The organism is Streptomyces sp. NPDC002577, assembly GCF_053594815.1.
Map to the genome: position 1 here is coordinate 100,538 of NZ_JBSFWK010000021.1, position 26,130 is coordinate 126,667.

Sequence of the window (26,130 nt, forward strand, 5' to 3'; positions counted from 1 at the left end):
ACAGGTTCCAGATCCATCAGGCTCCTCCGCTCCTCCCCGCACATAACGAGGTATGTCATGAGCACGTACCACCTCAGCAGACGCTCCGTCCTCGCCGGGACTGCCGCCACGGCAGCACTCACCGCCCTCCCCGCCCTCCAGGGCACGGCACATGCGGCCACCAAGACGCCCACGACCACCGCGGCAGCCGATGCCAACGGGAACCCGTACCGCTGGCGCAACGCCGCCATCGGCGGCACCGGCTTCGTCACCGGTGTGCTCTTCCACCCCTCCGTCCGCGGACTCGCCTACGCCCGCACGGACATCGGCGGCGCCTACCGCTGGGACGACGGCACGAGCGCGTGGGTCCCGCTCATCGACCACATCGGCTGGGACGACTGGAACCTGCTCGGCGTCGAGGCGATCGCCGTCGACTGCGCCCACCCTGACCGCGTGTACGTGGCACTCGGCACGTACGCCCAGTCGTGGGCGGGCAACGGCGCCGTACTGCGCTCCGACGACCGCGGCGCCACCTGGACCCGCACCGACCTGAGCGTGAAGCTCGGCGCGAACGAGGACGGCCGCGGCGCCGGCGAGCGGCTCCTCGTCGACCCGCGCGACAGCGACACCCTGTGGCTCGGCACCCGCCACGACGGCCTGCTCAAGTCCGCGGACCGGGGCGCGACCTGGGCGTCCGCCGACTTCCCGGCGCAGGCGACGGCGTCCGGCCAGGGCATCATGTTCCTCGTCGCGGCCGGGCGCACCCTGTACGCCGGCTGGGGCGACGGCGACGGCAGCGCGACCGCAACGACCCTGTACCGCACGACCACGTCCGGCAGCTGGGAGGCCGTGCCCGGGCAGCCCACCGGGACCGCCGCCAAGGTGCCGATCCGCGCCGCGTACGACTCCGGCACGCGCGAGCTGTACGTGACCTACGCCGACACCCCCGGCCCGAACGGCCACTCGACCGGCTCGGTGCACAAGCTGAACACCGCGTCCGGCAAGTGGACCGAGGTCACCCCGGTGAAGCCGGGCGGCACCACGGCCGACGGCTCCAACGACACCTTCGGGTACGGCGGCGTCGCCGTGGATGTCTGCCGCCCCGGCACCGTCGTCGTCTCCACCAACAACCGCTGGGCGGACATCGACACGCTCTACCGGTCCACCAACGGCGGCCGCACCTGGACGTCCCTGAAGGACTCCGCTGTCTTCGACGTGTCCGAGACTCCTTTCCTGAAGTGGGGCGGGGACAAGCCCAAGTTCGGTTGGTGGATCCAGGCCGTCGGCATCGACCCGTACGACTCGAAGCACATCGTGTACGGGACGGGCGCGACGCTCTACGCGACCCGGGACCTGAAGAACTGGGCACCGCAGATCCGCGGTCTGGAGGAGACCGCCGTGCGCCAGCTGATCTCGCCTCCGGCCGGGGAAGCGCATCTGCTCAGCGGGCTCGGGGACATCGGCGTGATGTACCACGAGCTGCTCACGGCGTCTCCGTCGCGCGGCATGGCGACGAACCCCGTGTTCGGGTCGGCGACGGGACTCGCGCTGGCCGCGGCCAAGCCGTCCTACGTCGTGCGGTCCGGCTGGGGCGACCAGGGCAACGGCGCCTACTCGAACGACGGAGGCCAGGCCTGGGTGCCCTTCGCGGCCCAGCCCGACATCGCCAAGAGCGCACCGGGACCGATCGCCACCAGCGCCGACGGCTCGACGCTGCTGTGGTCGTTCATCCACTGGGACGGCACCAAGTACGCCGCGCACCGCTCCACGGACAACGGCGCGACCTGGACCGAGGTCTCCTCCTTCCCGAAGGGCGCCACGCCGGTCGCCGACCCGGCCGACCCGACACTCTTCTACGCGTACGACACCGACACAGGAACGCTATACGCGAGCACTGACAGTGGTGCCTCCTTCACTGCCCGTGCGACCGGACTGGCATCCGGCGACAACCAGTTCAAGATCGCCGCAGCCCCCGGCCGCGGCGGCGACCTGTGGCTCTCGGCCAAGTGGAACGGCCTCTACCGCTCCACGGACGGCGGCGCCACCTTCACCAAGGTGAGCAGCTGCTGGGCGTCGTACACGCTCGGCTTCGGCAAGGCCGCCGACGGAGCCGACTACCCGGCGATCTACCAGGTCGGCTCCACGGAGGCGATCACCGCCGTCTACCGGTCCGACGACGAGGCGAAGACCTGGATCCGGATCAACGACGACAGCCACCAGTGGGGCTGGATCGGTGAGGTCATCACCGGCGACGCCCGCATCCACGGCCGGGTATACCTCGGCACCAACGGCCGCGGCATCCAGTACGGAGACCCGGCCTGACAGCCCGCCCGACGGCGTGACCCCAGACGCCCAGCGCCTACGGAGAACCTTCCTCATGACCCCCCAGACGCCCAGCTTGACCGCATCCGGTACGCCGGACCGCCCGACCCTTGCCGACACCACCCGAGGCCACATCCTCTTCGGCGGCGACTACAACCCCGAGCAGTGGCCCGAGGAGACCTGGCACGAGGACGTGCGCCTCATGCGCGAGGCAGGCGTCAACTCCGTCACGCTGGGCGTCTTCTCCTGGGCGAAGCTGGAACCGCGCCCGGGAGCACGTGAGTTCGGATGGCTGGATCGCCTGATGGACCTCATGCACGAGAACGGGATCGGGGTCGTCCTGGCGACCCCGACCTCCTCGCCCCCGCCGTGGATGGGCCGCCTCCACCCCGAGACGCTGCCCCGCGACGAGAACGGCCAGACCGAGTGGTGGGGCTCCCGCCAGCACTTCTCGCACTCCAGCGCCACCTACCGCCGGTACGCCGCCGCCATCACCGAGGACCTGGCCGCCCGCTACGGCAGCCACCCCGCCCTCACGATGTGGCACATCAACAACGAGTACTGCACCTACGACTGGGGCGACGAGGCAGCCACCACCTTCCGCCGCTGGCTGAAGGACAAGTACGGCACACTCGATGCCCTCAACACCGCCTGGGGCACCGCCTTCTGGAGCCAGGGCTACGACAGCTGGGACGAGATCATCCCGCCCCGCCGCGCCCACTACATGAAGAACCCCGCCCATGTGCTCGACTTCAAGCGGTTCACCTCCGACATGCTCCTGGAGTGCTACGTCGCCGAGCGTGACATCGTCCGCCGGCACACCCCGCACATCCCGGTGACCACCAACTTCATGCCGTTCTGGATGGGCCAGGACGCCTGGCGGTGGGCCGAGGAGGAGGACGCCGTCTCGGTCGACATCTATCCGGACCCGCGCGACCCCTTCGGCGGCCAGAACGGCGCGATGATCCAGGACATGACCCGCTCGCAGGCGGGCGGCGGTCCCTGGATGGTCATGGAGCAGGCCGCCGGACCGGTCAACTGGCGGGGCGTCAACCACCCCAAGCCGCGCGGCCTCAACCGCCTGTGGTCGCTCCAGGCCGTCGCGCGCGGCGCCGACGCCGTCTGCTACTTCCAGTGGCGCCAGTCCCGGCAGGGCTCGGAGAAGTTCCACTCCGGCATGGTCAGCCACGCCGGTGAGCAGGGCCGCACCTTCCAGGAGGTCAAGCAGCTCGGCGCCGAACTGGCCCGGATCAGCGGCGAGGTGACCGGCACGCGCGTGGCCGCCGATGTCGCGATCCTGCACGAATGGAACTCCTGGTGGGCCGGCCAGCAGGACGGCCGGCTCTCCTCCGCCGTCGACTACCAGGACGTCGTACGCTCCTGGCACCGCGCCCTGTGGGAGGCGGGCACGACGGCCGCTTTCGCGCACCCCCAGCACGACCTGTCCGCGTACAAGCTCGTCGTCGTCCCGCAGCTGTATCTGCTCACCGACACGGCGATCGACAACCTCCTCGCGTACGTGCGCGGTGGCGGCACCCTGGTCTGCGGCTTCCAGACCGGCGTCGCCGACGAGGACGACCGGGTGCGGCCGGGCGGCATGGACGAACGGCTCCGCGAGCTGTTCGGCATCCGGATCCTGCACGAGTGGTGGCCCCTCGACGTGGACGAGACCGTCGAGGCCGACGGGTTCCGCGGCACGCTCTGGTCCGAGGAGCTTCAGGCCGCGGACGCGGACGCCGTCACGCCCTACAAGGGTGGCGAGCTGGACGGCCTGCCGGCGGTGCTGCGCAAGGGCCGCGCCTGGTACGTCTCGACGCTGCCCGAGCCCGACGCGCTGCGCGACCTGCTGGCGCGGGTCGCCGCCGAGGCGGGCGTGCGCCCGGTGCTCGAGGACCTGCCGGCCGGCGTCGAGGCGGTCCGCCGCGGCGAGCTGCTCTTCGTCCTCAACCACCGGCGTGAACCGGTGACGGTGGAGGTGCCCTCCGGTGCGCACCGGGATCTCCTCACCGGCGAGGCCGTCGAGGGCTCGCTGGAGCTGGAGCGGTACGGGGTGGCGGTGCTGGCGCAGTGAACGAGCTTCAGGACACGCACGGCACGCGCGCGACGCCGACCGGGGACGGCACGCGCGCGTGGCGCGACGGAACATGGGAGCCGACACCCGCTGCCCGCTGGGAGGACGCCTTCCTGAGCGGGAACGGGCGGCACGGCGCCATGGTGTTCGGTGATCCGAACGACGACCGGATCATCGTCAACCATCACACACTCGTCCGCCCCAACGGCAGCGAGCACGCCCGGCCCCCGCAGCTCGCCACCGAACTCGCCGCCCTCCAGGACCGGCTGCTCGACGGTGACACGGCGGCCGCCGAGCGCTTCACGGACGGCCGCGGCCTGATGTGGGTGCAGCCCTTCCACCCCGCGTTCCAGCTCCGGCTGAAGAACAGCCAGGACCCGGCCGCCGACCGGCCCGGCTACCGGCGTTCCGTCGACTTCACCACCGGCGTCACCGACGCCGCGTGCACGGACTGGCACAGCCGCGTCTTCGTCTCCCGCGCGGACGACGTCATCGTCCAGTACGTCACCGGACCGGGCCTGACCCTGGAGATCTCCCAGGACGACCGTCTCCCCGGCGCCCCGCCCGGCCTCGGGGTCGGCCACGGGGCGGCGCTCACCCGGGAAGGCGCCCTGCTCACGCTGCGCGCCCGCTACCCGGACAGCGACCGCGCCTACACGGGTGTGACGCTCGTGGTGACCGCCGGCGGGCGCCCGACGGTGGAGTTGTCCGGCGTCCGCGTCCAGCACGCCGAAGCCGTACTGCTCCTCACACGCGTGCAGCGCCACACCGGTGAACTCGACGTCCTGGCCGAGGCCGAGGCGCTGCGCGCTCTGCTGCCCGGCGGCGGCCCCGGCGACGAGGCGGGCGAGCCCGCGGACATCGCCGACGCCTACGCCCACCTCCTCGACCGCCACACCGCACTCCACCGCCCCGCCTACGAACGCGTCTCGCTGCGCCTCGGCACCGCCGATGACGACGACCCCGACCGCACACTCCCCGGCTCCGAGCTGCTCAGCCGCCCCAAGAGCACCGCTCTCCTGGAGCGGCTGTTCGCGGCGGGCCGCTACCACCAGCTCTCCGCGAGCGGCATGCTGCCGCCGCGCCTGCCCGGCCTGTGGACCGGAGACTGGAACACCGCGTGGTCCGGGGCGTTCACCACCAACGCCAACCTCAACCTGCAGACCGCGTCGGCCGCGGCCACCGCCCTGCCCGAGGTCACCGAGGCGCACGCCGCACTGGTCTACGGCCAGCTGCCGGACTGGCGGGACAACGCCCGCACGATCTTCGGCACACGCGGCATCGTCGCGCCCTCCCACACCGACGGCGAGTCCGGGCACACGTACCACTTCAGCCGCGAGTACCCCCTCCACCTGTGGACGGCGGGCGCCGACTGGCTGCTCAAGCCGCTCGTCGACCACGACGAGATCCGCGGCGAACAGGACCCGCGCCTGGCCGCCGCGCTCACCGAAGTGGCGTGCTTCTACGAGGACTTCCTCACCCGGGAAGGACCCGACGGCCGGCTCGTCGTCGTCCCCTCCTACTCCCCGGAGAACCGGCCCGCGAACGCGAGCTGGGGCACCCTCAACGCCGCCATGGACCTCTCCGCGGCCCGCCACGCCCTGCTCACCGCGGCCGCCTACCACCCCGGCACCCCGGACGCCGACCGCTGGCGCGCCCTCGCCGACCGGCTCCCGCCGCACCGCGTCAACGACGACGGCGCGCTCGCCGAATGGGCCTGGCCGGGTCTGGAGGAGTCCTACGACCACCGGCACCTCAGCCACCTCTACGGCGTCTGGCCGCTGGACGAGATCAACCCCTACGACACGCCCGGCCTCGCCGCGGCAGCCCACCGTGCGCTCCAGCTCCGCGGCGCCGAGAACGACTCCGCACACGGCCACCTGCACCACGCCCTGGTCGCGGCCCGGCTGCGGGACGGCGAGCGGGCCGAAGCCGCCCTGGGCCAGGTCCTGGCGGGCGACTTCTTCCACGCCTCGCTGATGAGCGCGCACTACCCGGCCCGCGACGTCTACAACGCGGACGCCGCCCACGCGCTCCCCGCGCTGGTCGTCGAGATGCTGGTGCAGTCGACACCGGACCGGCTCGTCCTCCTGCCCGCGCTCCCGGCCGTGTACGCGAGCGGCGAACTCCTCGGCATACGCACCCGCTTCGGTGCCGAAGTCGACCTCACCTGGGGCTCCGACGGAGTCACCGCCGTGATCCGCCCCGCCCGCACCGTCCGCATCGACCTGCGGACGCCCCCATGGACTTCCACCGGCGCGCGACAGGTGTCGCTGCATGCCGGGGAAGACCGCGTCCTCACTCTGGAGGCGCGGTAGATCGGCGAACTCGGCAAATCCCCCCACCCATGGAAAGGGACACCATGGCACCACGCACACTGAGCAAGATCACCAAGGCCCTGCTGGCACCGGCGCTCGCGCTCGGTGCGACGATCGGCCTCGCCTCCGCACCCGCCCAGGCCGCCATCTGGAGCTCCTGCGACCAGTGGGGCAACACCACGCTGGACGGCTACACGCTCTACAACAACATCTGGGGATCCGGCGCCGGCAGCCAGTGCATATGGGCCAACTCCGGCACCAACTGGGGCGTCTGGGCCAACCACCCCGACACCGGCGGCATCAAGTCCTACCCCAACTCCAAGAAGGTGATCAACAAGTCGATCACCTCGCTCGGTTCGCTCAGCAGCAGCTACAACGTCACGGTCCCGTCCTCCGGCGCGTACAACACCTCGTACGACATCTGGGACACCGACTACGACTACGAGGTCATGCTCTGGGTGAACTACAACGGAGCCGTCGGCCCGCTCGGCACCTCACAGGGCAACGTCACCCTCGGCGGCCACACCTGGACCGTCTACAAGGGCAACAACGGCGCCAACGACGTCTTCTCGTTCCTGCGCACCTCGGACTCGACCTCCGGCACCGTCGACATCCTCCCGATCCTCAAGTGGATCAAGGACACCAAGGGCTGGTTCGGCAACGAGACCATCGGAGACGTCCAGTTCGGCTACGAGATCACCTCGTCGTCGGGCGGGCTGGACTTCCAGACGAACAGCCTGACCGTCTCGAGCAGCTGACGGGCCGTAAGAAAATCAGCGGCACGGCACCACAGCGCCACGGCACCATGGAGTACCGCGAAAGGGGGCCGGTCCCGTCCCGGGGCCGGCTCCACCATCATCGGAACCCGCGAGGTGACCCCTACTGTCCGGCCCACTCACGCAGCGCATCGCGCTGCTCCGCCCGCTCCGCACCGTACCCCGCCCCCTGCTGGCGGGGCTTTCGTTGCTCCTGCTCGCCCAGGCCCTGCTGCCCGCGGCCACCGCGGTCGCCATGGGGCACCTCATCGGCCGCGCCGAGCGGCTGACCGGCGACGGAGCCCTCGGCGGCCTTCTATGGCCACTGGCCGCCTTCACCGTCCTCCTCCTCGCCGCGCATCTCCTCGAAACGTTCATCGAACCCCTGGACTGGCTGCTCAAGGCGCGGATCGTCGGCGCCCACCGGGCCGCGCTCCTGCGCCGGGCCGTCTCCGTCCCCACCATCGGCGGCCTGGAGCAGCCGAGGACCCAGCAACTCGTGCAGGCCGCCTCCGCGGACCCGGAGAACTGGACCGAGCGGACCCCGGCCGACGGCGCCGCCGCCCAGCTGCGGTTCATCAGCGCCGTGTGCGGCTTCGTCGCCTCCGCCGCCGTGCTGGCCGCCTTCGCGTGGTGGGCGGTGCCCGTGATCCTGCTGCCCGTCGTCGCGCTGCGCATCCGCTCCGTACGGCGCTTCCTGGAGCTGATCCGGCAGTGGCTGACCGGCGCCGACCGCGCCCAGCAGGGCGGGGTGTGGGCCGAGGCGATGACGTCACCGAGCACCGGGAAGGACGTACGGACCTTCGGCCTGGCCGATTGGATGCTCGTCGAGCAGCGGCGTCATCTGATGGCCATGTTCGAGCCGCTGTGGCGCCGGACCGTCCACATCGTGTGGGAGAACATCGGGCACGGCCTCGTCGTCCTCGGCTGCCTGCTCGCCGTGTTCGTACCGGCGGCGGCAGGCGGAGCCGACGGCACGCAGTCGGCGGCCGTCGCCACGGCCGTGCTGAGCGCGGGCTGGTCGCTGGTGACCCTCGTCGACTACGCCGACGCGCGCGACCTCGCCGGGGCCGAGGCCGCACTCGAAGCCACCGCGGAGCTGGAGGAGCTCCTGCCGGTGCCCGTGCCGCGCCAGGGAACCCAGGACCTCCCGGAAAGCCCCCTCCACGTCCGCTTCGAGAGCGTCTCCTTCCGCTACCCCGGCACCGAACGCACCGTCCTCGACCGCCTGGACCTGGAGATCCGCCCCGGCGAACTCCTCGCCGTCGTCGGCCTCAACGGCGCCGGAAAGTCCACGCTCATCAAGCTGCTCTCCGGCCTGTACGAGCCGACCGGCGGCCGCATCACCGCGAACGGCACCGACCTGGCCGGCCTCGCGCCCGACGCCTGGCGCCGCCGCATCTCGGTCGTCTTCCAGGACTTCGTACGCTACGAACTCTCCGCCGCCGACAACGTGACGCTCGGCCAGGCCTCCGTCCCCCGCGACGACACCGCACTCGAAGCCGCCGCCCGCGACGCCGGGCTGACCGCCGTCCTCGAGCGGCTGCCGCACGGCTGGGACACCCCGCTCGCCCGTTCCCGCACCGACGGCGTCGACCTGTCCGGCGGACAGTGGCAGCAGGTCGTCCTCGCCCGCGCGCTCTACGCCGTGCACACCGGCGCCCGGCTCCTCGTACTCGACGAGCCGACCGCCCACCTCGACGTCCGCACCGAGTTCGACGTCTTCGACCGGCTCTCGCAGGCCCGCGGAAACGACACCTCCGTCGTCCTGATCTCGCACCGCCTGTCCACCGTCCGTCAGGCCGACCGGATCGTCCTCCTCGACGGCGGCCGCATCACCGAGTCGGGCACCCACGACGAACTGATCGCCCGAGAGGGCACATACGCAGAGATGTTCGCCATCCAGGCCGAACGGTTCCAGCGCGGTCACGAGGACCGCATCGAGGAAGGGGAATACCAGTGAGGCGCACACTCGCGCTCTGGCGCGAACTGTTCGCGCTCTCCTGCCGCCGCATCCCGGCCGCCACCGCGGCCACCCTCTCCGTACTGCTGCTCGGCGTGGCCGCCACCACCGCAGTCGCGCTCTCCCTGCGCACCGCCGTGGACGGCATCACCACCGGCGACCACGACACGGCGGCCCTCGGCGCGGTCTGCGCGGCATGCGCATACGCCGCGACCCACACCCTGAACAACAGCGCCCGCTCCCTGATGATCATGTCGACCGAGAAGATCGGGCTGACGGACATCCATGAGGGCATCCACCGCGACATCGCGACCCTGGAGGGCCTCGAGCACCTGGAGCGCACGGACTACCTGGACCGGGTGACCACGGTCCGCACCTCCGCCTGGGGCATCGTCGCCAGCATGTGGAGCGCGATCGCGATCTTCACGGACGTGCTCCAGCTCGTGGTGCTGCTCCTGCTCCTGGGTACGGTCAGCCCCTGGCTGCTGCTCCTGCTGCCCGCCGCCGCACTCCCGCTGTGGGCCAACGCCCGCGGCCAGCGGCTGATCAACGCGGCGGAGACCGACACCGCCGAGTACCACCGCGTGCAGCGCCATCTGTTCAAGCTCGGCACGCGCGCGGCGACCGGCAAGGAGCTCAGGGTCGCGGGCGCGGGGGACGAGATCGTACGGCGGCAGAGCGCGGCCTTCGGTAAAGCGATCGAGGTCCGCTACCGGGCCCGGATGCGCTCCGCATGGCTGCGGGCGGCAGGCTGGACGGTCTTCACGCTCGGCTTCGGCGGGGGCCTCGCGCTCGTCGGCCACCGCACGGCACAGGGCCTCGGCACGCCCGGCGACCTGGTGCTGACGATCACCGTCGCGGCGGCGCTGCGCCAGTCCGTGCAGCAGGCGGTGATGCGAGCGGGCGGGGCGATCGACTCGATGCGGCTGATCGGCCCGTACCTGTGGCTGCGCGAGTACGCCGCCGAGCAGCGGGCCCGCACCGCAGGCACGGCGCCCAGCCCCGACGCGCTCCGTGAAGGCATCACCTTCACCGACGTGTCGTACGTCTACCCCGGCACGGAACGCCGCGCGCTCGACGGGATCAGCGTCACGCTGCCCGCCGGGGCCGTGATCGCGGTGGTCGGCGAGTTCGGCTCGGGCAAGACGACGCTGGTGAAGCTGCTGTCGAAGTTCTACCGGCCCGACGAGGGGCGGATCACCGTCGACGGAACCGATCTCGCCGAGCTCGACACGGACGCCTGGCGGGCCCGGACCAGCGCCGCGTACCAGGACTTCGGGCGCTTCCACACCGTGTTCGCCCAGACCGTCGGGCTCGGCGACCTCCCGCACATCGACGACCGCGAGCGCATCGCGGACGCGGTCCGGGCGGCCGACGCCGAGGGCCTGGTCGCCCGCCTCCCGGACGGCCTGGACACCCAGCTCGGCCGCGAACTGGGCGGCGTCGACCTCTCCGAAGGCCAGTGGCAGAAGACCGCGCTGGCCCGCGCCTCCATGCGCCGCGGCCCGCTGCTGTTCGTCCTCGACGAACCCACGGCCTCCCTCGACGCCCCGAGCGAACAGGCCATCTTCCAGCGCTACATGGACCGCGCCCGCACCCTCGCCAGCCGCACGGGCGCCGTGACCGTCATCGTCTCCCACCGCTTCTCGACCGTGAGCGGCGCCGACCTGATCCTCGTCCTCGACAAGGGCAGCCTGACCGAACACGGCACGCACGAGGAACTGCTGGCGCTGGGCGGGCGGTACGCGGATCTGTACGGCATCCAGGCGACGGCGTACGCGGCGTCCTGAGCCGCGGAACGCTCGATCGCCCACACACCGGCGACGTCCGCGCGCCGCCGGTACGGCGCGACCCGTGCCCGCCGTCTCCCAGCGGACGGGCACGGGGCAGAAAGGAGGCGCGCCGAACACCTCGACTCCACTACAGTGCGCCGTGGGCCGTGACTGGCGCTGAGGTGGAGCACCACCGGGGAGCGGTCTGACGAGAACGTCGATGCCGTGCGCCTGGGCGAGTGGTCGATCACGCCTGGGAGGCGATGATGTCCCCGACTCATACGGCCCAGCTCATGGACGGCACCGGCCTCGCCCGGCGCATCCTCGAAGAGACCGCCACCAGGGCGGCGGAGATCTCACAAAGCACGGGGGTCGCACCGTGCCTGGCGACGGTGCTGGTGGGCGAGGACCCCGCGTCTGTCACCTACGTCCGCATGAAACGGGCCCGCTGCGCCAAGGCCGGCATCCGGTCCCGCCACATCGGCTTGCCCGCCACCACCACGACCGCGGAACTGGTCGACACGCTCGCAACTCTCTCCCGCGATCCGGACGTTCACGGCATCCTGCTACAGCACCCCGCGGGCCCGGACATCGACGAGCGGGCGGCCTTCGAGGCCATCGCCCCGGAGAAGGACGTCGACGGCGTCACGGTGCACTCCTTCGGCGCGATGAGTTTCGGACTTCCCGGCTTCGTGTCCTGCACCCCGGGCGGGATCATGCGGCTGCTGGACGAGTACGGCGTCGAACTCGCCGGCAGACACGCCGTTGTGATCGGCCGTAGCGCGATCCTCGGCAAACCGGTCGGCATGCTCCTGCTCGCGCGGGACGCCACGGTGACGTACTGCCATTCCCGCACCGCGGACCTGCCCGCGATCGTCCGGGAAGCGGACGTTGTGGTGGCGGCGGTGGGCCGGCCCCGGCTGATCCGCGGTCAGGACATCAAGCCCGGCGCGGTGGTGATCGATGCCGGATACAGCCCGGGCAACGTCGGCGACGTGGACTTCGACACCGCCCGCACGCGCGCTCGTCTGATCACTCCCGTTCCCGGCGGTGTCGGACCGATGACCATCGCCGTTCTGCTGGCTCAGACGGTGGACGCCGCAGCGCACCAGCTCGGAATCCGGGAACGCCGACGTCATGTTCCCGGGAGGGGGATGATCCGGTCATGAACCAACGTCACCCGCATCTGCCCACCACCGAGGCTGCCGTCACGGCGATACGCGAGATCGCGCGTGAGCACAACCTGGAGTTGAGCGTCACGCACGACATCGGTGCTGACCAGACGTCCCGTCGGACGTCGGCCGGGGCCTTCACGGTTCTCGACCCGGACGGCTCGTTGCCGCACGAGGCGTTCATCGAGTTGGGGGGCTCTCCGTCCGTCACCGTCTGGATCTTCCCGGACGGCGACACGAAGATCACCGTCGAAGGCGTGGGGTTCGAGGACATCCCCCGCGACTCGGTTCCGGCGTTCCTGCGGGCTGTCTACGGCGGTCTGGCCCATGTAAGAGAGAGGTTCTTCCCGCCCGGTCGGTGGCTGATCGTTCCCTTGCCCGGAGACGAGACCTACAAGGAGCTGATCTTGCGCATGACACTCAGCCCCTGGCTTGTCCGCAACATCCGCGGCCAGGACAGCTAGGAGGGGTATGACCATGCTGCTGCACCGCGTCCTGCAAGCGGTTGGCCGGTTCAGTGAAGCCCACCCTTGGGACCACAACGCGCACTACCACCGGTGGATCCTGCGACAGCTCCCGCGGCGCTTCGACCGTGCCCTCGACGTCGGCTCCGGCAGTGGCGACCTGGCCAGGCTCCTGGCCACGCGCGCCAAGGAGGTGCACGGGATCGACTCCGATCCGGCGATCGTCGGCCGGGCGCAGGAACTGACCGCCCCGGCTGCCCCGGTGACGTTCTCCGTCGCGGATGCGCTCACCGGGATCCCCGCCGGTTCCTACGACGTCATCACGTGTGTCGCCGTCATCCACCATCTGCCGTTCACCGACGCGCTCACCGCCTTCCACCGGCACCTGGCACCGGGAGGAACGCTGGTGGTCGTCGGACTGGCTCGCGAGGAGACCCTCGGCGACCACCTGCTCAGTGTCGCCTCCATCCCGCTGAACGCCGCCATGGGCTGGTTCAAGAACAAGGGCCGTACGGCACCACGGCCGGTCTCGATGACCGCCCGGACCCGGCAGGCGGAGATGGGCTTCGCCCAGATCGTCCGCGAAGCCCAGCACGTCCTGCCGGGTGCGCGACTGCGTCGTCGCTTGTTCTGGCGATACACGTTGGTATGGCACCGGCCTTGAGCGGTCGGGTGCCAGTAGGCGGAGGGCGGCCGTTCCCCCCAAGGACCGGCCGCCCTCCTTCCTGCGCGGCTACTCCGCTACCGGCAGCCGCGCCCCGTCCCGCAGGAACAGCGGGATCCGGTCCAGGGGGGCGTCGACCGTCACGGCCGCTCCGCCCTCGTACTCCTCGCCCGTCCAGGCGTCCGTCCAGCGGGCGCCCGCCGGGAGATACACCGTCCAGGTCGTCGCGCCCGCCTCCAGCACCGGGGCCACCAGCAGGTCCGGGCCGAACAGGTATGCGTCGTCGACCGACCACGCCGTCTCGTCCTCGGGGAACTCGAGGAACAGCGGCCGCATCACCGGGAGGCCCTCCTCGTGGGCGGCGCGCATCACGTCGAGGACGTACGGCTTGAGGCGTTCGCGCAGGTGGAGGTACTTCTCGAGGATGGCGCCGGCCTCCTCGCCGTACGACCACACCTCGTTCGGACCGCCCGTCATGTCAGGGCCGAGCGGCATGCCCGGGTCGCGGAAGCCGTGCAGGCGCATCAGCGGCGACAGCGCGCCGAACTGGAACCAGCGGACCATCACCTCGCGGTACGCGGGGTCGTTCGGGTCGCCGCCGTGGAAGCCGCCGATGTCGGTGTTCCACCAGGGGATGCCGCACAGTGCGGTGTTGAGGCCCGCCGCGATCTGGCGGCGCAAGGTCGGGAAGTCCGTGCCGATGTCGCCTGACCACAGGGCCGCGCCGTAGCGCTGGCTGCCCGCCCACGCCGAGCGGTTGAGCGTGACCACCTCGGTCTCGCCTGCGGCGTGCATGCCCTCGTAGAAGGTACGGGCGTTCTCGCGCGGGTAGAGGTTGCCGACCTCCAGGCCCGGGCCCGCCTGGTAGCGCAGGTTCTCGGCGAAGTGCGGCTTGAGCTCCGGCTCGCAGGCGTCGAGCCAGAAGGCCCGGATGCCGTAAGGCTCCAGGTAGTTGTCCCGGACCCGGGACCACACGAACTCGCGCGCCTCGGGGTTCGTCGCGTCGTAGAAGGCCACCTGGACCGTGGACGCGACCTCCTTGTCCGGCCAGTCGGCGTGCGCCATCGGGCCGTACTGGGTGCCGATGAAGTAGCCCTTCTGCTCCATCAGCTGGTGGTTCTCGCTGAGCGGTGACACCGAGGGCCAGACCGACACGACCAGCTTGATGCCGAGCGTGTCCAGCTCCCGGATCATCGCCGCCGGGTCGGGCCACTCCGCCGGGTCGAACTTCCACTCTCCCAAGTGCGTCCAGTGGAAGAAGTCGCAGACGATCGCGGAGATCGGCAGGCCGCGCCGCCTGTACTCCCTTGCGACGGCGAGCAGTTCGTCCTGGGTGCGGTAGCGCAGCTTGCACTGCCAGAAGCCCGCGGCCCACTCGGGCAGCATCGGCGTCCGGCCGGTGACGGCGCTGTAGCGGCGCTGGGCGTCGGCCGGGGCGCCCGCGGTGATCCAGTAGTCGATCTGGCGGGCGGAGTCGGCGACCCAGCGCGTGCCGTTGTCCGCCAGCTCGACGCGGCCGATGGCCGGGCTGTTCCACAGCAGCGTGTAGCCGCGGCTGGAGGTGAGCACCGGGATGGTGACCTCGGCGTTGCGCTGCACCAGGTCGAGGACGGTGCCCTTCTGGTCGAACCGCCCGTGCTGGTGCTGACCGAGGCCGTACAGCTTCTCGCCCTCGTACGCGCTGAAGCGCTGCTCGAGGCGGTGGTGGCCGTTACCGGTGGGCGTGTAGAGGCGCGGACCGGGCCACCAGAAGTGGGCGCGCTCCTCGGCGAGCAGCTCGGTGCCGTCGTCGGTACGCACGAAGCGGATCTGGCCCTCGGAGCTGACGTGCGCGGTGATCGCGCCGACGGTCAGCTGACCCTCGCCGTCCCCGATCTTGACGGTCACCGCCTGCGCGGGCCCCGGGTCGTCGAGGAGTGCGCCGGGCAGCCCTTCCAGGACGGGGCCGCCCAGCCGGGCGCGGACGCGTATCGCGTCCGGGCCCCAGGGCTCGATGCGTACGGTCTCCTGGCGGCCGCTCCACTCCAGCGCACCGTCACGCTCGCGGAACGTGCCGATGGTGGGGGACGACTGGGCGAGGCTGGGGGAGCCCTCTTCGGGCTGGCTGACGGCAGGCTGATTCACGCGGCTGCTCCTGCTCCTGAAGGGGTCTGTAACGGCTGATGTACAGATATGTCCGGCTTGGCGGAACCGTGCCGGGGGAGGGGCATGGGGTGGGGCGGACGGTGCGGAGGTGCGTGCGGAGGTACGTACGTGGGGAAGGGCGGGGGAGGAGCGAGCCCGGGCGTCCGCGGGCGGGGTGGCGCGGGCAGGGCGGTGGCCCGGGTGTCCCGGCCGGCCCGGGCGTCCCCGCCGGGCCGGGCTCCGTCAGCGCCAGGATTCCGGCTCGCTTCGGCCGGGCTCGCGCCCAGGCCGCCCCGGCCGGAACCGCACCCCTCAGGCAGTCGAGGGTGCCGGTCCCGAGCTGGCTCGTACGGTCAGTTCCGGCGGGAGCAGCACGACCTCGTCCGTGCCGTGTCCCTCGAGTTTGGCGATGAGGAGTTCCACGGCGCGCCGCCCCATCTCCTGCGCGGGGATGGCGACCGAGGTGAGGTGGACCGAGGCCTGCATGGCGAGCTGGTCCGGGCAGATCGCGACCACGGACACGTCCTCGGGGACGGCGCGGCCGTGCTGCCGCAGCAGCGCGAGCAGCGGCTCGACCGCGGCCTCGTTCTGCACGACGAACCCGGTGGTGCCTGGGCGCTCGTCGAATATCCGGGCCAGGGTCACCGCCATCGCGTCGTAGCCGCCCTCGCAGGGCCGGTGCAGCAACCGCAGCCCGAGCTCGCGGGAGCGGGAGCGCAGACCGTCCAGGGTGCGCTCGGCGAAGCCCGTGTGCCGCTCGTACACCCCGGGCGACTCGCCTATGACCGCGATGTCGCGGTGGCCGAGCTTGGCCAGGTGCTCGACGCACAGCGCGCCTGTCGCTCCGAAGTCGAGGTCGACGCAGGTCAGCCCGGTGGTGTCGGCGGGCAGCCCGATGAGTACGGACGGCCGGTCCGAACCGCGCAGCAGCGGCAGTCGCTCGTCGTCGAGCTCGACGTCCATGGGGATCATGGCGTCGGCGAGCCCGCTGCCGGTGACGCGGCGAACGGCGTCCGGCCCCTCCTCGCCGGTGAGCAGCAGCACGTCGTACCCGTGCGCACGAGCCGTGGTGGCGACGGCGATGGCGATCTCCATCATCACCGGCATATACATGTCCGTACGCAGTGGAATCATCAGTGCGATGATGTTCGAACGGTTGCTCGCCAGGGCCCGGGCGCCCGCGTTCGGGTGGTAACCGAGCTCCTGGATGCTCCGCTCGACCCGCTGCCGGGTGCCGGCAGAGATGGAACGCTTGCCGCTGAGGACATAGCTCACCGTGCTGGCCGAGACTCCGGCGTGCTGGGCGACCTCGGCGAGGGTGACCATTCAGCCCTCCAAGGTGGGTGTGAAGCGCTTCGACGACGGGCGCTGCGGACGGGACTGCGGGGTGAGGGTGGTCCGACAGTAGCCCGACGATCAGGGGGTGTCCATAGGTTGTCGAAGCGCTTCGACGAAGAAATTTGGCACCGGCAGCCCCCTATGTCCGCCACCACCGATGGGCCGTAGAGGGGCTGTTGGGTGGGGCGGCGGGGCGTAGGGCGGGCTGCGGGCGCAGCGGTCGGACCGGAGATGATCACCTCCGACATGACACCCTGCCAATGATCCGAAGCTGACAATGATCACAAAGAGTGAACCAGCCAAGCGGATTGCGGAAATGGCTCCCCTAGGGCGGCATCCGCCAGCGCATCGCCCGCAAAGGCATCGAGTCCTCCGCTCGGCGACCGCCACCGCTGGGCTTGCTCGTAGCCTGACGCCTCAAGTCGAGCTACGGACCCCTACGGGGGATCGCGCCGTGCGGCCGATGAGCTTTTCCGGGCCCCGGTCGGACGGGCGGATCAGCGCAGTCCGGCGAAGAGGTCGTTCTCGGGCACGGCCGCGCCGGTGGTGTCCTGGACACGTACGAAGGTCTCCATGCCCATCAACTCGCCGAACCTCTCCTTGCCCATCTTGAGGAAGAAGATGTTCTCGCCCTGACTGGCGTGCGCGGCCAACGCATCGAACTTCTGACCGCTGAACCCGGTCGTGTCCACCCACGTGGTGATCTCATCGTCGGGGAGGCCGATCTCGGCCATCGCGGCGGCCTCGGCAGGATCCGGCTCCGGCATGTCCTCATGAAACTCGCGCATGATCTCGCCGAACCGCTGCATCATCGAGCGGGGCATCGTGGTCCAGTACACCTTCGGTGCCAGCGCGGTCATCTCCAGCGCCGCCATCGTGATGCGGTGGGCCTGGATGTGGTCGGGGTGGCCGTAGAAGCCGTTCTCGTCGTAGGTGACGACCACATCAGGTCGGTAGTGCCGCATGAGTTCCGCGAGTCGGGCCGCGCCTTCCTGCACGGGGGTCTGCCAGAAGGATCCGGGGGCGTCGTTGCTCGGCCAGCCCGTCATCCCGGAGTCGGCATAGTCCAGCATCTCCAGATGGCTGACCTTCAGGACGTCACAGCTCGCCTCAAGTTCTTGACGGCGCATCAAGGCGACCGCCGCCGGATCGTGACCGGGATCGCCCGGCTTGACACCCCCCGGTCCGTCACCGCAGCCGCCGTCGGTACACGTCACGAGAACCGTGCGGATGCCTTCCGCCGCGTACCGCGCAAGGACCCCTCCGGTTCCGGTGGCCTCGTCGTCGGGGTGGGCGTGTACCGCCATGAGCGTCAAGGGCCGGTCAGTCATGAAGCAGTCCTCCTGCAGAAATACGTCTTGGTCCGAGTGTGCGGCGGGCGTACCGCGATCTTGGGGCCCGGATCCTGGTGGGGCGGACGACCGTGTGGTCTCCGTGTTCCCCGCCCGTGCGGCGCCGGTCCCTCGGTCGATGCAACCGTGCCGGCCGGACCGGCTGTTCCCGGCGCGGCCGCTTGGCCTTCCAGGCGTCGGCGTTCAACGCGAACGAGGTACAGGCGCGACCTGCATTGTCCTGTCGCAGCCCATCTGTCAGATAGCGAGCCGTTGGCCTGCTGGGATGCCAGGTCGTTTGAGAAGGCGGAGGTCCGGGGTCCTCGAACGACCTGGCTTTCGCGGAAGTCGCGATCTCGAAAGAGGCAGAACCTCCGGTAGAGGGGGTCCTGGGTTCCGAGGGCGGTGTAGATCCGTGCGAATCGTCGGCTACCGCCCGCGGAGTAGCGGAGTGCCGCCACCTGCGCGGTCTCGGCCCGCGGCTCAGGCGAGGGCGGCGGCCAGCAGGGCGAAGGCGCCGATGATGACGGCGACGCGGACGTAGTGCCAGCGCTCCCAGCGGTTCAGCTGCTCTTTCCAGTCCGCGGGCCGGTTCTCGGGGGTCCACGTCTTGCCCCGGTTGTTGATCGGGACGAGCAGCAGGAGCGACATGACCACGCTGAGGATCAGCAGCGCGGCGGCGGTGACGACGAGGCCGGTGCCTTGGTGGTGCCATCCGGCGACGGCCCAGATCGCGACGAGGACGAGCGAGCCGATGTACCAGACCGGCATGACGGCGCCGAGCATCCGGCCCCCGTGGGCGTGGCCGAGCTGGCCGGCGTCGCCGGGGAGTGCGTTGAGGATCGGGTTCATGACGAAGGCGACGGAGAACTCCACCCCCACCATCACGCCGACGACCACGATGGTGAACACCTCAAGTGCGCTGAGCATGACGACCTCCCTGGAATCTAGCAATGCTATTCGGTGAGGCAACGCTAGTACTACTGCCGCTCACTTGTCTAGCGGTGCTAGGATCGAATCATGTCGGTAAAGGAACGCAAGGAGCGCGAGCGGGCGGGCCGCGAGCGACTCATCGTGGCGACGGCCCGCGAACTCGCCGAGCAGCAGGGCTGGGACGCGGTCACCACGCGCCGGCTCGCCGAGCGCATCGAGTACAGCCAGCCCGTCCTCTACAGCCATTTCCGCGGCAAGCGCGAGATCATCGGCGCCGTCGCCCTCGAGGGTGCCGCCGAGTTGGCCGCGGCGCTGCGGGCCGCGACCTCCGCCGCGGACGGCCCTCGCGCCCGGGTCACCGCCCTCGCCCGCACCTACCTCGACTTCGCCGCACGCAACCCGGCGGTCTACGACGCCCTGTTCCAGCTCGACGGCGGCCTGGCCTTCGCGCATGAGGACACCCCCGAGCCGCTGAAGGACGCCTTCGCCGCCCTGCTGGAAAGCCTCGGCGAGGTCGCCGGGGACGGCGTCCACCCGGGACTGTTCACCGAGGTGTTCTGGGCGGCCCTGCACGGACTGGCGACCCTGACCCGGGCGGGACGGCAGCCGCCGGAGGACACCGAGCGGAGGGTGGAGCTGCTGGTGGACCGGCTCGCCATGGTCTGACGCACCGTCCGGACGGACGGGCAGCCGGGGTCTTCCGGACCGGCTGCCGGCCTACGGCATCGCTTCTGGTCACTCGCGCCCACGCGGCGGAGCCGTAGATCGCAGGGGCCCCGCGCCCCTGACGGGGCGCCCACCTCGGAAGCTACGGCCGGATGATGACGCCCACCTTTACGGCTGGGTCGTCGGGTTGGCGTACGGCATGGGCGGCGTAGGACGGGCGGTAGGCGCGGACCGCGCCGGCCTCCCCGTGCGGGCCCCATTCCCCCGAACGGCGCGCGAGGACTGGTGGGCACCCGGCATATCGGGTACATACGAACGAGTAGCACTGGTCGGTAACCGACCGGACAATCGATCTCAATCGACCCCACTGCGCGGCGAGGTGAGCCTCATGTCCGCACCAACCAAAAGGCCGGACGTCACGACACGCAGGCCGGCCGTAACGGAACGCGAAGCCCGTCAGGTGGCCGAGGCGGCGCGCGAGCAGGACTGGCGCAAGCCCAGCTTCGCCAAGGAGCTCTTCCTCGGCCGCTTCCGGCTGGACCTCATCCACCCCCACCCCACCCCCGCCGCCGACGACGTCCAGCGCGGCGAGGAGTTCCTGGCCAAGCTCCGCGACTTCTGCGAGACGAAGATCGACGGCGCCCGGATCGAGCGCGACGCGCAGATACCCGACGAGGTCATCCAGGGCCTCAAGGAGCTCGGCGCCCTCGGCATGAAGATCGACACCAAGTACGGCGGCCTCGGACTCACCCAGGTGTACTACAACAAGGCGCTGGCCCTGGTGGGCTCGGCCAACCCCGCGATCGGCGCGCTGCTGTCCGCGCATCAGTCGATCGGCGTACCGCAGCCGCTGAAGTTGTTCGGCACCCAGGAGCAGAAGGACACCTTCCTGCCGCGGTGTGCCCGCACGGACATCTCGGCGTTCCTGCTCACGGAACCCGACGTGGGCTCGGACCCGGCGCGCCTGGCCACCACCGCGGTACCGGACGGGGACGACTACGTCCTCGACGGCGTGAAGCTGTGGACGACCAACGGTGTCGTCGCCGACCTGCTCGTCGTCATGGCCCGCGTACCGAAGTCCGAAGGTCACAAGGGCGGCATCACGGCCTTCGTGGTGGAGGCCGCGTCCGAGGGCGTCACCGTCGAGAACCGCAACGCGTTCATGGGCCTGCGCGGCATCGAGAACGGCGTCACGCGCTTCCACCAGGTGCGGGTCCCCGCGGCCAACCGCATCGGCCCGGAGGGCTCCGGCCTGAAGATCGCGCTCACCACACTGAACACAGGGCGCCTGTCCCTGCCCGCGATGTGCGCGGGCGCCGGCAAGTGGTGCCTGAAGATCGCCCGCGAGTGGTCGGCCGCCCGTGAGCAGTGGGGCAAGCCCATCGCCCACCACGAGGCCGTCGGCTCGAAGATCTCCTTCATCGCGGCGACGACCTTCGCCCTGGAGGCCGTACTCGACCTGTCCTCGCAGATGGCCGACGAGAACCGCAACGACATCCGTATCGAGGCGGCACTGGCCAAGCTCTACGGCTCCGAGATGGCCTGGCTGATGGCCGACGAGCTCGTCCAGATCCGCGGCGGCCGCGGCTTCGAGACGGCCGCGTCCCTCGCGGCGCGCGGCGAGCGCGCCGTCCCCGCCGAACAGATCCTCCGCGACCTGCGCATCAACCGGATCTTCGAAGGCTCCACGGAGATCATGCACCTGCTGATCGCCCGTGAGGCGGTCGACGCCCACCTGTCGGTCGCCGGCGATCTGATCGACCCCGAGAAATCCCTCTCCGACAAGGCGAGGGCGGGCGCGAAGGCGGGCGGCTTCTACGCTCGCTGGCTGCCGAAGCTCGTCGCCGGGCCCGGCCAGCTCCCGGGTGCCTACGCGGAGTTCCACCCGGCGGGCCACGTGGACCTCTCGACCCACCTGCGCTTCGTCGAACGGTCGTCCCGCAAGCTCGCCCGCTCCACCTTCTACGCCATGTCCCGCTGGCAGGGCCGCATGGAGACCAAGCAGGGCTTCCTCGGCCGGGTCGTCGACATCGGCGCCGAGCTGTTCGCGATGAGCGCCGCGTGCGTACGGGCGGAGATGCTGCGCACCACCGAGGAGTACGGCCGCGAGGCGTACCAGCTCGCCGACGCGTTCTGCCGCCAGTCCCGCATCCGTGTCGAGGAGCTGTTCGACCGCCTGTGGACGAACACCGACGATTTGGACCGCAAGGTGGTCAAGGGCGTCATGAGCGGTATGTACACCTGGCTGGAGTCCGGGGTCATCGACCCCTCGGGCGATGGGCCGTGGATCGCGGACGCCACGCCTGGGCCGGCGCGACGGGAGAACGTACACCGGCCCATCGGCTGAGGCGCGCGCGCCTCAGGCGACGCCCGCCCTCCTGGCCCGTATCCGGGTCCGTCCCCCTGGGGCCCGGGTACGGGCTGTCGTCTGCCCGGACGCCTGCGGCTGGTGGGTGGGTCGGTGCGTGCGCGTCTGCGGGTTGTTGTCGGCTGGGGCGCCTGCGGTCGGTGGGTGCGTCGGGGACGTGGCGGGATGTACTCCCCCAGTGCCTTAAGGGCCTGGGAGGTGCCCCCAGGTCTGGCGCCGAGCCCTACGTCGTCGGGTCAGCCCACACTGTGCGCCGGCCTCCCCCAGTGCCTCAAAGGCCTGGGAGGTGCCCCCAGTGGGCGCACATCCCGCCACGTCCCCTTGGGCACGCTCGCGGCTTCCGGCCGGTGGCCGGTTCGGTTCCCGCTGCAGCGGCGGGCAGGGGTGGGCACAACCCGCGACGCACGGTGCCTGGCCCGGTACCCGGACTCCCGTGAGAGGCGGAGCCCACACGGGGGCGCCCTGTCCAGACCCCCGGGGGTTGCAGCCACAATGGAGGGATGAGCGACAGCCCAGCCCCTCTCGCGGACCCGCATCTCGTCTTCGACCCCGTCGTCGGGGACGGCCCCCGGGACATCGTCATCCTCGGCTCCACGGGTTCGATCGGCACCCAGGCCATAGACCTGGTGCTGCGCAACCCCGACCGCTTCCGGGTCACCGGGCTGTCCGCCGCCGGCGGACGGGTCGGGCTGCTGGCCGAGCAGGCCAGGCAGCTGCGGGTGCGGACCGTCGCCGTCGCGCGCGAAGACGCCGTACCGGCGCTTCAGGAGGCGCTGAGCGCCCAGTACGGGACGGGGGAGCCGCTCCCCGAGATCCTCGCCGGACCCGACGCGGCCACGCAGCTCGCCGCCTCCGACTGCCACACCGTGCTGAACGGGATCACCGGATCCATCGGCCTCGCGCCCACCCTCGCGGCCCTGGAAGCAGGCCGCACCCTCGCCCTCGCCAACAAGGAGTCGCTGATCGTCGGCGGCCCGCTGGTCAAGGCGCTCGCCAAGCCGGGGCAGATCATCCCCGTCGACTCCGAGCACGCCGCGCTCTTCCAGGCGCTCGCGGCCGGCACGCGCGCGGACGTGCGCAAGCTCGTCGTGACCGCGTCCGGCGGCCCGTTCCGGGGACGTACGAAGGCGCAGCTCGCGAACGTCACGCCCGAGGACGCCCTGGCGCACCCCACCTGGGCCATGGGCCCGGTGATCACCATCAACTCGGCGACGCTGGTCAACAAGGGGCTCGAGGTCATCGAGGCGCACCTGCTTTACGACATCCCCTTCGACCGCATCGAGGTGGTCGTGCACCCGCAGTCGTACGTCCACTCGATGGTCGAGTTCACCGACGGATCGACGCTGGCGCAGGCCACCCCGCCCGACATGCGCGGGCCCATCGCGATCGGGCTCGGCTGGCCCGAGCGGGTGCCGGACGCCGCACCGGCGTTCGACTGGAGCAAGGCGTCGAGCTGGGAGTTCTTCCCCCTCGACGAGGAGGCCTTTCCCTCGGTGGGGCTCGCCCGGCATGTCGGCGAGCTCGCGGGCACGGCTCCGGCGGTGTTCAATGCGGCAAACGAGGAGTGTGTCGACGCGTTCCTGAACGGCGGCCTGCCGTATCTCGGGATCATGGAGACCGTCACGAAGGTCGTCGCCGAGCACGGCACTCCCCCACTCTCGGCTTCGCTCGAGCGGGGGGACCCCCACCGTACGGGAACTTCCCTGACCGTCGCGGACGTCCTCGAAGCGGAGACCTGGGCGCGCGCCCGGGCCCGTGAACTGACGGCGCAGACCACCCAAGCGACACGGACGACCGCGGAGGCTCGTGCATGACGACCCTGATGATGATCCTCGGCATAGTCGTCTTCGCGATCGGGTTGATGATCTCGATCGCCTGGCACGAGCTGGGACATCTGTCGACCGCGAAGCTCTTCGGCATCCGTGTGCCGCAGTACATGGTGGGATTCGGCCCGACCGTCTGGTCCCGCAAGAAGGGTGAGACGGAGTACGGCATCAAGGCCGTCCCGCTCGGCGGCTACATCCGCATGATCGGGATGTTCCCGCCCGGCAAGGACGGCCGCATCGAGGCCCGCTCCACCTCCCCGTGGCGCGGCATGATCGAGGACGCGAGGTCGGCGGCGTTCGAGGAGCTCAAGCCCGGCGACGAGACCCGCCTCTTCTACACGCGCAAGCCGTGGAAGAGGGTCATCGTCATGTTCGCCGGCCCCTTCATGAACCTCGTCCTGGCCGTGGCGATCTTCCTCGGCGTGATGATGACCTTCGGCGTCCAGACCCAGACCACCACGGTCGGCAAGGTCTCCGACTGTGTCATCCAGCAGAGCGAGAACCGTACGACCTGCGACAAGGGCGACGAGGCGGCGCCCGCCAAGGCCGCGGGCCTCAAGGCGGGCGACAAGATCGTGGCGTTCGACGGCACGCCCGTGGACGACTGGTCCACGCTGCAGGCCGACATCCGCGCCAACCCGGGCAAGGACGTCACCATCACCGTCGAGCGTGACGGCAAGCGGCAGGACCTCAAGACACACCTGATCAAGAACCAGGTCAGCAAGACCGACGGCAACGGCGGCTACGTCGAGGGCAAGTACGTCTACGCGGGCTTCCTCGGCTTCACCCCCGCGTCCGGCATCGTCCAGCAGTCCTTCGGCCAGTCCGTGGACCGCATGGGCGACATGATGGAGAACGGCGTCGAGTCCCTGGTCTCGCTGCCCTCCAAGATCCCCGCCCTGTGGGACGCGGCGTTCGGCGACGGCCCCCGCGCGGCCGACTCCCCGATAGGGGTCGTCGGTGCGGCCCGGGTCGGCGGCGAGGTGTTCACGATGGACATCCCGCCGGAGAACCAGATCGCGATGATGCTGTTCCTCGTCGCGGGCTTCAACCTGTCGCTGTTCCTGTTCAACATGCTGCCGCTGCTGCCGCTCGACGGCGGGCACATCGCGGGCGCGCTCTGGGAGTCCCTGCGCCGCCACACGGCGCGTGTGCTCAAGCGGCCCGACCCGGGCCCGTTCGACGTCGCGAAGCTGATGCCCGTCGCCTATGTCGTGGCCGGGATCTTCGTCTGCTTCACGATCCTCGTGCTCATTGCGGACGTCGTTAACCCGGTGAGAATCTCCTGATCACGGCCCATTTACGGCCTATTTACGGCGGCCGGGCAGGCTTCCTGCCCGGCCGCCTGCCGTTGGGGTGGACATAAGGACGTGGTGTGCTCCGGCCTCAGGGTGTGCCGTAACCTCGAAGGCCCGGAGCCCGCCGATGACGGGACCTTGATCCATACCTTGGGGTTGCACAGCAGATGACTGCGATTTCTCTCGGCATGCCGTCCGTTCCGACCAAGCTCGCCGAGCGCCGGAAGAGCCGGCAGATCCAGGTCGGGTCGGTGGCCGTCGGCGGGGACGCGCCGGTGTCGGTGCAGTCGATGACGACGACGCGTACGTCGGATGTGGGTGCGACGCTGCAGCAGATCGCGGAGCTGACGGCTTCGGGGTGCCAGATCGTGCGGGTGGCGTGTCCCACGCAGGACGACGCCGACGTGCTGCCGGTCATCGCGAAGAAGTCGCAGATCCCGGTCATCGCCGACATCCACTTCCAGCCGAAGTACGTGTTCGCCGCCATCGAGGCGGGCTGCGCGGCCGTGCGTGTGAACCCCGGCAACATCAAGCAGTTCGACGACAAGGTTCGGGAGATCGCCAAGGCCGCCAAGGACCACGGCACGCCGATCCGGATCGGCGTGAACGCCGGCTCCCTGGACAGGCGGCTGCTGCAGAAGTACGGCAAGGCGACCCCCGAGGCCCTCGTCGAGTCCGCCCTCTGGGAGGCGTCCCTCTTCGAGGAGCACGACTTCCGGGACATCAAGATCTCGGTGAAGCACAACGACCCGGTCGTGATGATCGA

General features: G+C 70.6%; 18 protein-coding genes and 1 riboswitch. Of the genes, 14 read left to right on the forward strand and 4 right to left on the reverse strand.

Annotated features, from left to right (window positions below; translation table 11 throughout):
* Positions 1 to 57: 57 nt before the first annotated feature.
* From ACWD4J_RS24960 to ACWD4J_RS25000, 9 genes are all read left to right on the forward strand, one after another.
* The gene (locus tag ACWD4J_RS24960) at positions 58 to 2,301 is read left to right on the forward strand and encodes a 1,4-beta-glucanase (RefSeq protein WP_451397645.1); all 2,244 of its coding nucleotides are present in this window, start codon (positions 58 to 60) and stop codon (positions 2,299 to 2,301) included.
* 55 nt (positions 2,302 to 2,356) lie between these two features.
* Positions 2,357 to 4,372, forward strand: a complete 2,016-nt coding sequence (locus ACWD4J_RS24965; RefSeq protein WP_451397646.1) for a beta-galactosidase — start codon at positions 2,357 to 2,359, stop codon at positions 4,370 to 4,372.
* Positions 4,369 to 6,690: a glycosyl hydrolase family 95 catalytic domain-containing protein gene (locus ACWD4J_RS24970; protein WP_451397647.1), complete on the forward strand. Its 2,322-nt coding sequence runs from the start codon at positions 4,369 to 4,371 to the stop codon at positions 6,688 to 6,690. Before ACWD4J_RS24965 ends, ACWD4J_RS24970 begins: the two co-directional genes overlap by 4 nt.
* 44 nt (positions 6,691 to 6,734) lie before the next feature.
* A complete protein-coding gene (locus ACWD4J_RS24975; protein ID WP_451397648.1) occupies positions 6,735 to 7,448 on the forward strand; it encodes a glycoside hydrolase family 12 protein in 714 nt (237 codons plus the stop codon).
* A gap of 205 nt (positions 7,449 to 7,653) precedes the next feature.
* Positions 7,654 to 9,408, forward strand: coding sequence for an ABC transporter ATP-binding protein (locus ACWD4J_RS24980; protein WP_451397649.1), 1,755 nt, complete (start codon positions 7,654 to 7,656; stop codon positions 9,406 to 9,408).
* Positions 9,405 to 11,198: an ABC transporter ATP-binding protein gene (locus ACWD4J_RS24985; protein ID WP_451397650.1), complete on the forward strand. Its 1,794-nt coding sequence runs from the start codon at positions 9,405 to 9,407 to the stop codon at positions 11,196 to 11,198. The genes ACWD4J_RS24980 and ACWD4J_RS24985 overlap by 4 nt, the downstream gene beginning before the upstream one ends.
* A 139-nt stretch (positions 11,199 to 11,337) precedes the next feature.
* Positions 11,338 to 11,424: riboswitch (ZMP/ZTP riboswitch) on the forward strand.
* A gap of 22 nt (positions 11,425 to 11,446) precedes the next feature.
* Positions 11,447 to 12,349, forward strand: a complete 903-nt coding sequence (locus tag ACWD4J_RS24990; RefSeq protein WP_451397651.1) for a bifunctional 5,10-methylenetetrahydrofolate dehydrogenase/5,10-methenyltetrahydrofolate cyclohydrolase — start codon at positions 11,447 to 11,449, stop codon at positions 12,347 to 12,349.
* Positions 12,346 to 12,816 carry a hypothetical protein gene (locus ACWD4J_RS24995; RefSeq protein ID WP_451397652.1) on the forward strand — a complete coding sequence of 157 codons (471 nt, stop codon included), beginning with the start codon at positions 12,346 to 12,348 and terminating at the stop codon, positions 12,814 to 12,816. The genes ACWD4J_RS24990 and ACWD4J_RS24995 overlap by 4 nt, the downstream gene beginning before the upstream one ends.
* Positions 12,817 to 12,823: 7 nt before the next feature.
* Positions 12,824 to 13,480, forward strand: a complete 657-nt coding sequence (locus tag ACWD4J_RS25000) for a class I SAM-dependent methyltransferase (protein ID WP_451397653.1) — start codon at positions 12,824 to 12,826, stop codon at positions 13,478 to 13,480.
* Between the two features lie 69 nt (positions 13,481 to 13,549).
* Here ACWD4J_RS25000 and ACWD4J_RS25005 read toward each other — a convergent pair whose 3' ends face one another.
* The 4 genes from ACWD4J_RS25005 to ACWD4J_RS25020 form a co-directional block, all read right to left on the reverse strand.
* On the reverse strand, positions 13,550 to 15,604 hold the full coding sequence (locus tag ACWD4J_RS25005; RefSeq protein ID WP_451397654.1) for a glycoside hydrolase family 31 protein: 2,055 nt from the start codon (positions 15,602 to 15,604) through the stop codon (positions 13,550 to 13,552).
* 312 nt (positions 15,605 to 15,916) lie between these two features.
* Entirely contained in the window at positions 15,917 to 16,930 is a 1,014-nt protein-coding gene (locus ACWD4J_RS25010; RefSeq protein WP_451397655.1) for a LacI family DNA-binding transcriptional regulator, read from the reverse strand.
* A 509-nt stretch (positions 16,931 to 17,439) separates the two neighbouring features.
* On the reverse strand, positions 17,440 to 18,273 hold the full coding sequence (locus ACWD4J_RS25015) for a PIG-L family deacetylase (protein WP_451397656.1): 834 nt from the start codon (positions 18,271 to 18,273) through the stop codon (positions 17,440 to 17,442).
* 483 nt (positions 18,274 to 18,756) lie between these two features.
* Positions 18,757 to 19,203: an anthrone oxygenase family protein gene (locus ACWD4J_RS25020; protein ID WP_451397657.1), complete on the reverse strand. Its 447-nt coding sequence runs from the start codon at positions 19,201 to 19,203 to the stop codon at positions 18,757 to 18,759.
* 90 nt (positions 19,204 to 19,293) lie between these two features.
* On the opposite strand from ACWD4J_RS25020, the gene ACWD4J_RS25025 reads away from it, so the two are divergent.
* From ACWD4J_RS25025 to ACWD4J_RS25045, 5 genes are all read left to right on the forward strand, one after another.
* Complete coding sequence (locus ACWD4J_RS25025; RefSeq protein ID WP_451397658.1) at positions 19,294 to 19,872, forward strand: TetR/AcrR family transcriptional regulator; 579 nt, start codon at positions 19,294 to 19,296, stop codon at positions 19,870 to 19,872.
* A 388-nt stretch (positions 19,873 to 20,260) separates the two neighbouring features.
* Positions 20,261 to 22,219 carry an acyl-CoA dehydrogenase family protein gene (locus ACWD4J_RS25030; RefSeq protein WP_451397659.1) on the forward strand — a complete coding sequence of 653 codons (1,959 nt, stop codon included), beginning with the start codon at positions 20,261 to 20,263 and terminating at the stop codon, positions 22,217 to 22,219.
* Positions 22,220 to 22,740: 521 nt separating this feature from the next.
* The gene (gene dxr, locus ACWD4J_RS25035; protein WP_451397660.1) at positions 22,741 to 24,054 is read left to right on the forward strand and encodes a 1-deoxy-D-xylulose-5-phosphate reductoisomerase; all 1,314 of its coding nucleotides are present in this window, start codon (positions 22,741 to 22,743) and stop codon (positions 24,052 to 24,054) included.
* Positions 24,051 to 25,355 (forward strand): M50 family metallopeptidase, encoded by a 1,305-nt coding sequence (locus tag ACWD4J_RS25040; protein ID WP_451397661.1) that lies wholly within the window; start codon positions 24,051 to 24,053, stop codon positions 25,353 to 25,355. Before dxr ends, ACWD4J_RS25040 begins: the two co-directional genes overlap by 4 nt.
* Before the next feature lie 176 nt (positions 25,356 to 25,531).
* Positions 25,532 to 26,130, forward strand: a 599-nt coding sequence (locus ACWD4J_RS25045; protein ID WP_451397662.1) for a flavodoxin-dependent (E)-4-hydroxy-3-methylbut-2-enyl-diphosphate synthase, incomplete at its 3' end; no start/stop codon positions are given.

Bases quoted from the DNA above. Each gene is read 5' to 3' on its own strand.
- ACWD4J_RS24975 (WP_451397648.1), top strand. From the start codon at position 6,735: ATGGCACCACGCACACTGAGCAAGATCACCAAGGCCCTGCTGGCACCG.
- ACWD4J_RS25020 (WP_451397657.1), bottom strand. From the start codon at position 19,203: ATGCTCAGCGCACTTGAGGTGTTCACCATCGTGGTCGTCGGCGTGATG.
- ACWD4J_RS25010 (WP_451397655.1), bottom strand. From the start codon at position 16,930: ATGGTCACCCTCGCCGAGGTCGCCCAGCACGCCGGAGTCTCGGCCAGC.
- ACWD4J_RS24990 (WP_451397651.1), top strand. From the start codon at position 11,447: ATGTCCCCGACTCATACGGCCCAGCTCATGGACGGCACCGGCCTCGCC.
- ACWD4J_RS25040 (WP_451397661.1), top strand. From the start codon at position 24,051: ATGACGACCCTGATGATGATCCTCGGCATAGTCGTCTTCGCGATCGGG.
- ACWD4J_RS25015 (WP_451397656.1), bottom strand. From the start codon at position 18,273: ATGACTGACCGGCCCTTGACGCTCATGGCGGTACACGCCCACCCCGAC.
- dxr (WP_451397660.1), top strand. From the start codon at position 22,741: ATGAGCGACAGCCCAGCCCCTCTCGCGGACCCGCATCTCGTCTTCGAC.
- ACWD4J_RS24965 (WP_451397646.1), top strand. From the start codon at position 2,357: ATGACCCCCCAGACGCCCAGCTTGACCGCATCCGGTACGCCGGACCGC.
- ACWD4J_RS25025 (WP_451397658.1), top strand. From the start codon at position 19,294: ATGTCGGTAAAGGAACGCAAGGAGCGCGAGCGGGCGGGCCGCGAGCGA.
- ACWD4J_RS24995 (WP_451397652.1), top strand. From the start codon at position 12,346: ATGAACCAACGTCACCCGCATCTGCCCACCACCGAGGCTGCCGTCACG.
- ACWD4J_RS25000 (WP_451397653.1), top strand. From the start codon at position 12,824: ATGACCATGCTGCTGCACCGCGTCCTGCAAGCGGTTGGCCGGTTCAGT.
- ACWD4J_RS24960 (WP_451397645.1), top strand. From the start codon at position 58: ATGAGCACGTACCACCTCAGCAGACGCTCCGTCCTCGCCGGGACTGCC.
- ACWD4J_RS25030 (WP_451397659.1), top strand. From the start codon at position 20,261: ATGTCCGCACCAACCAAAAGGCCGGACGTCACGACACGCAGGCCGGCC.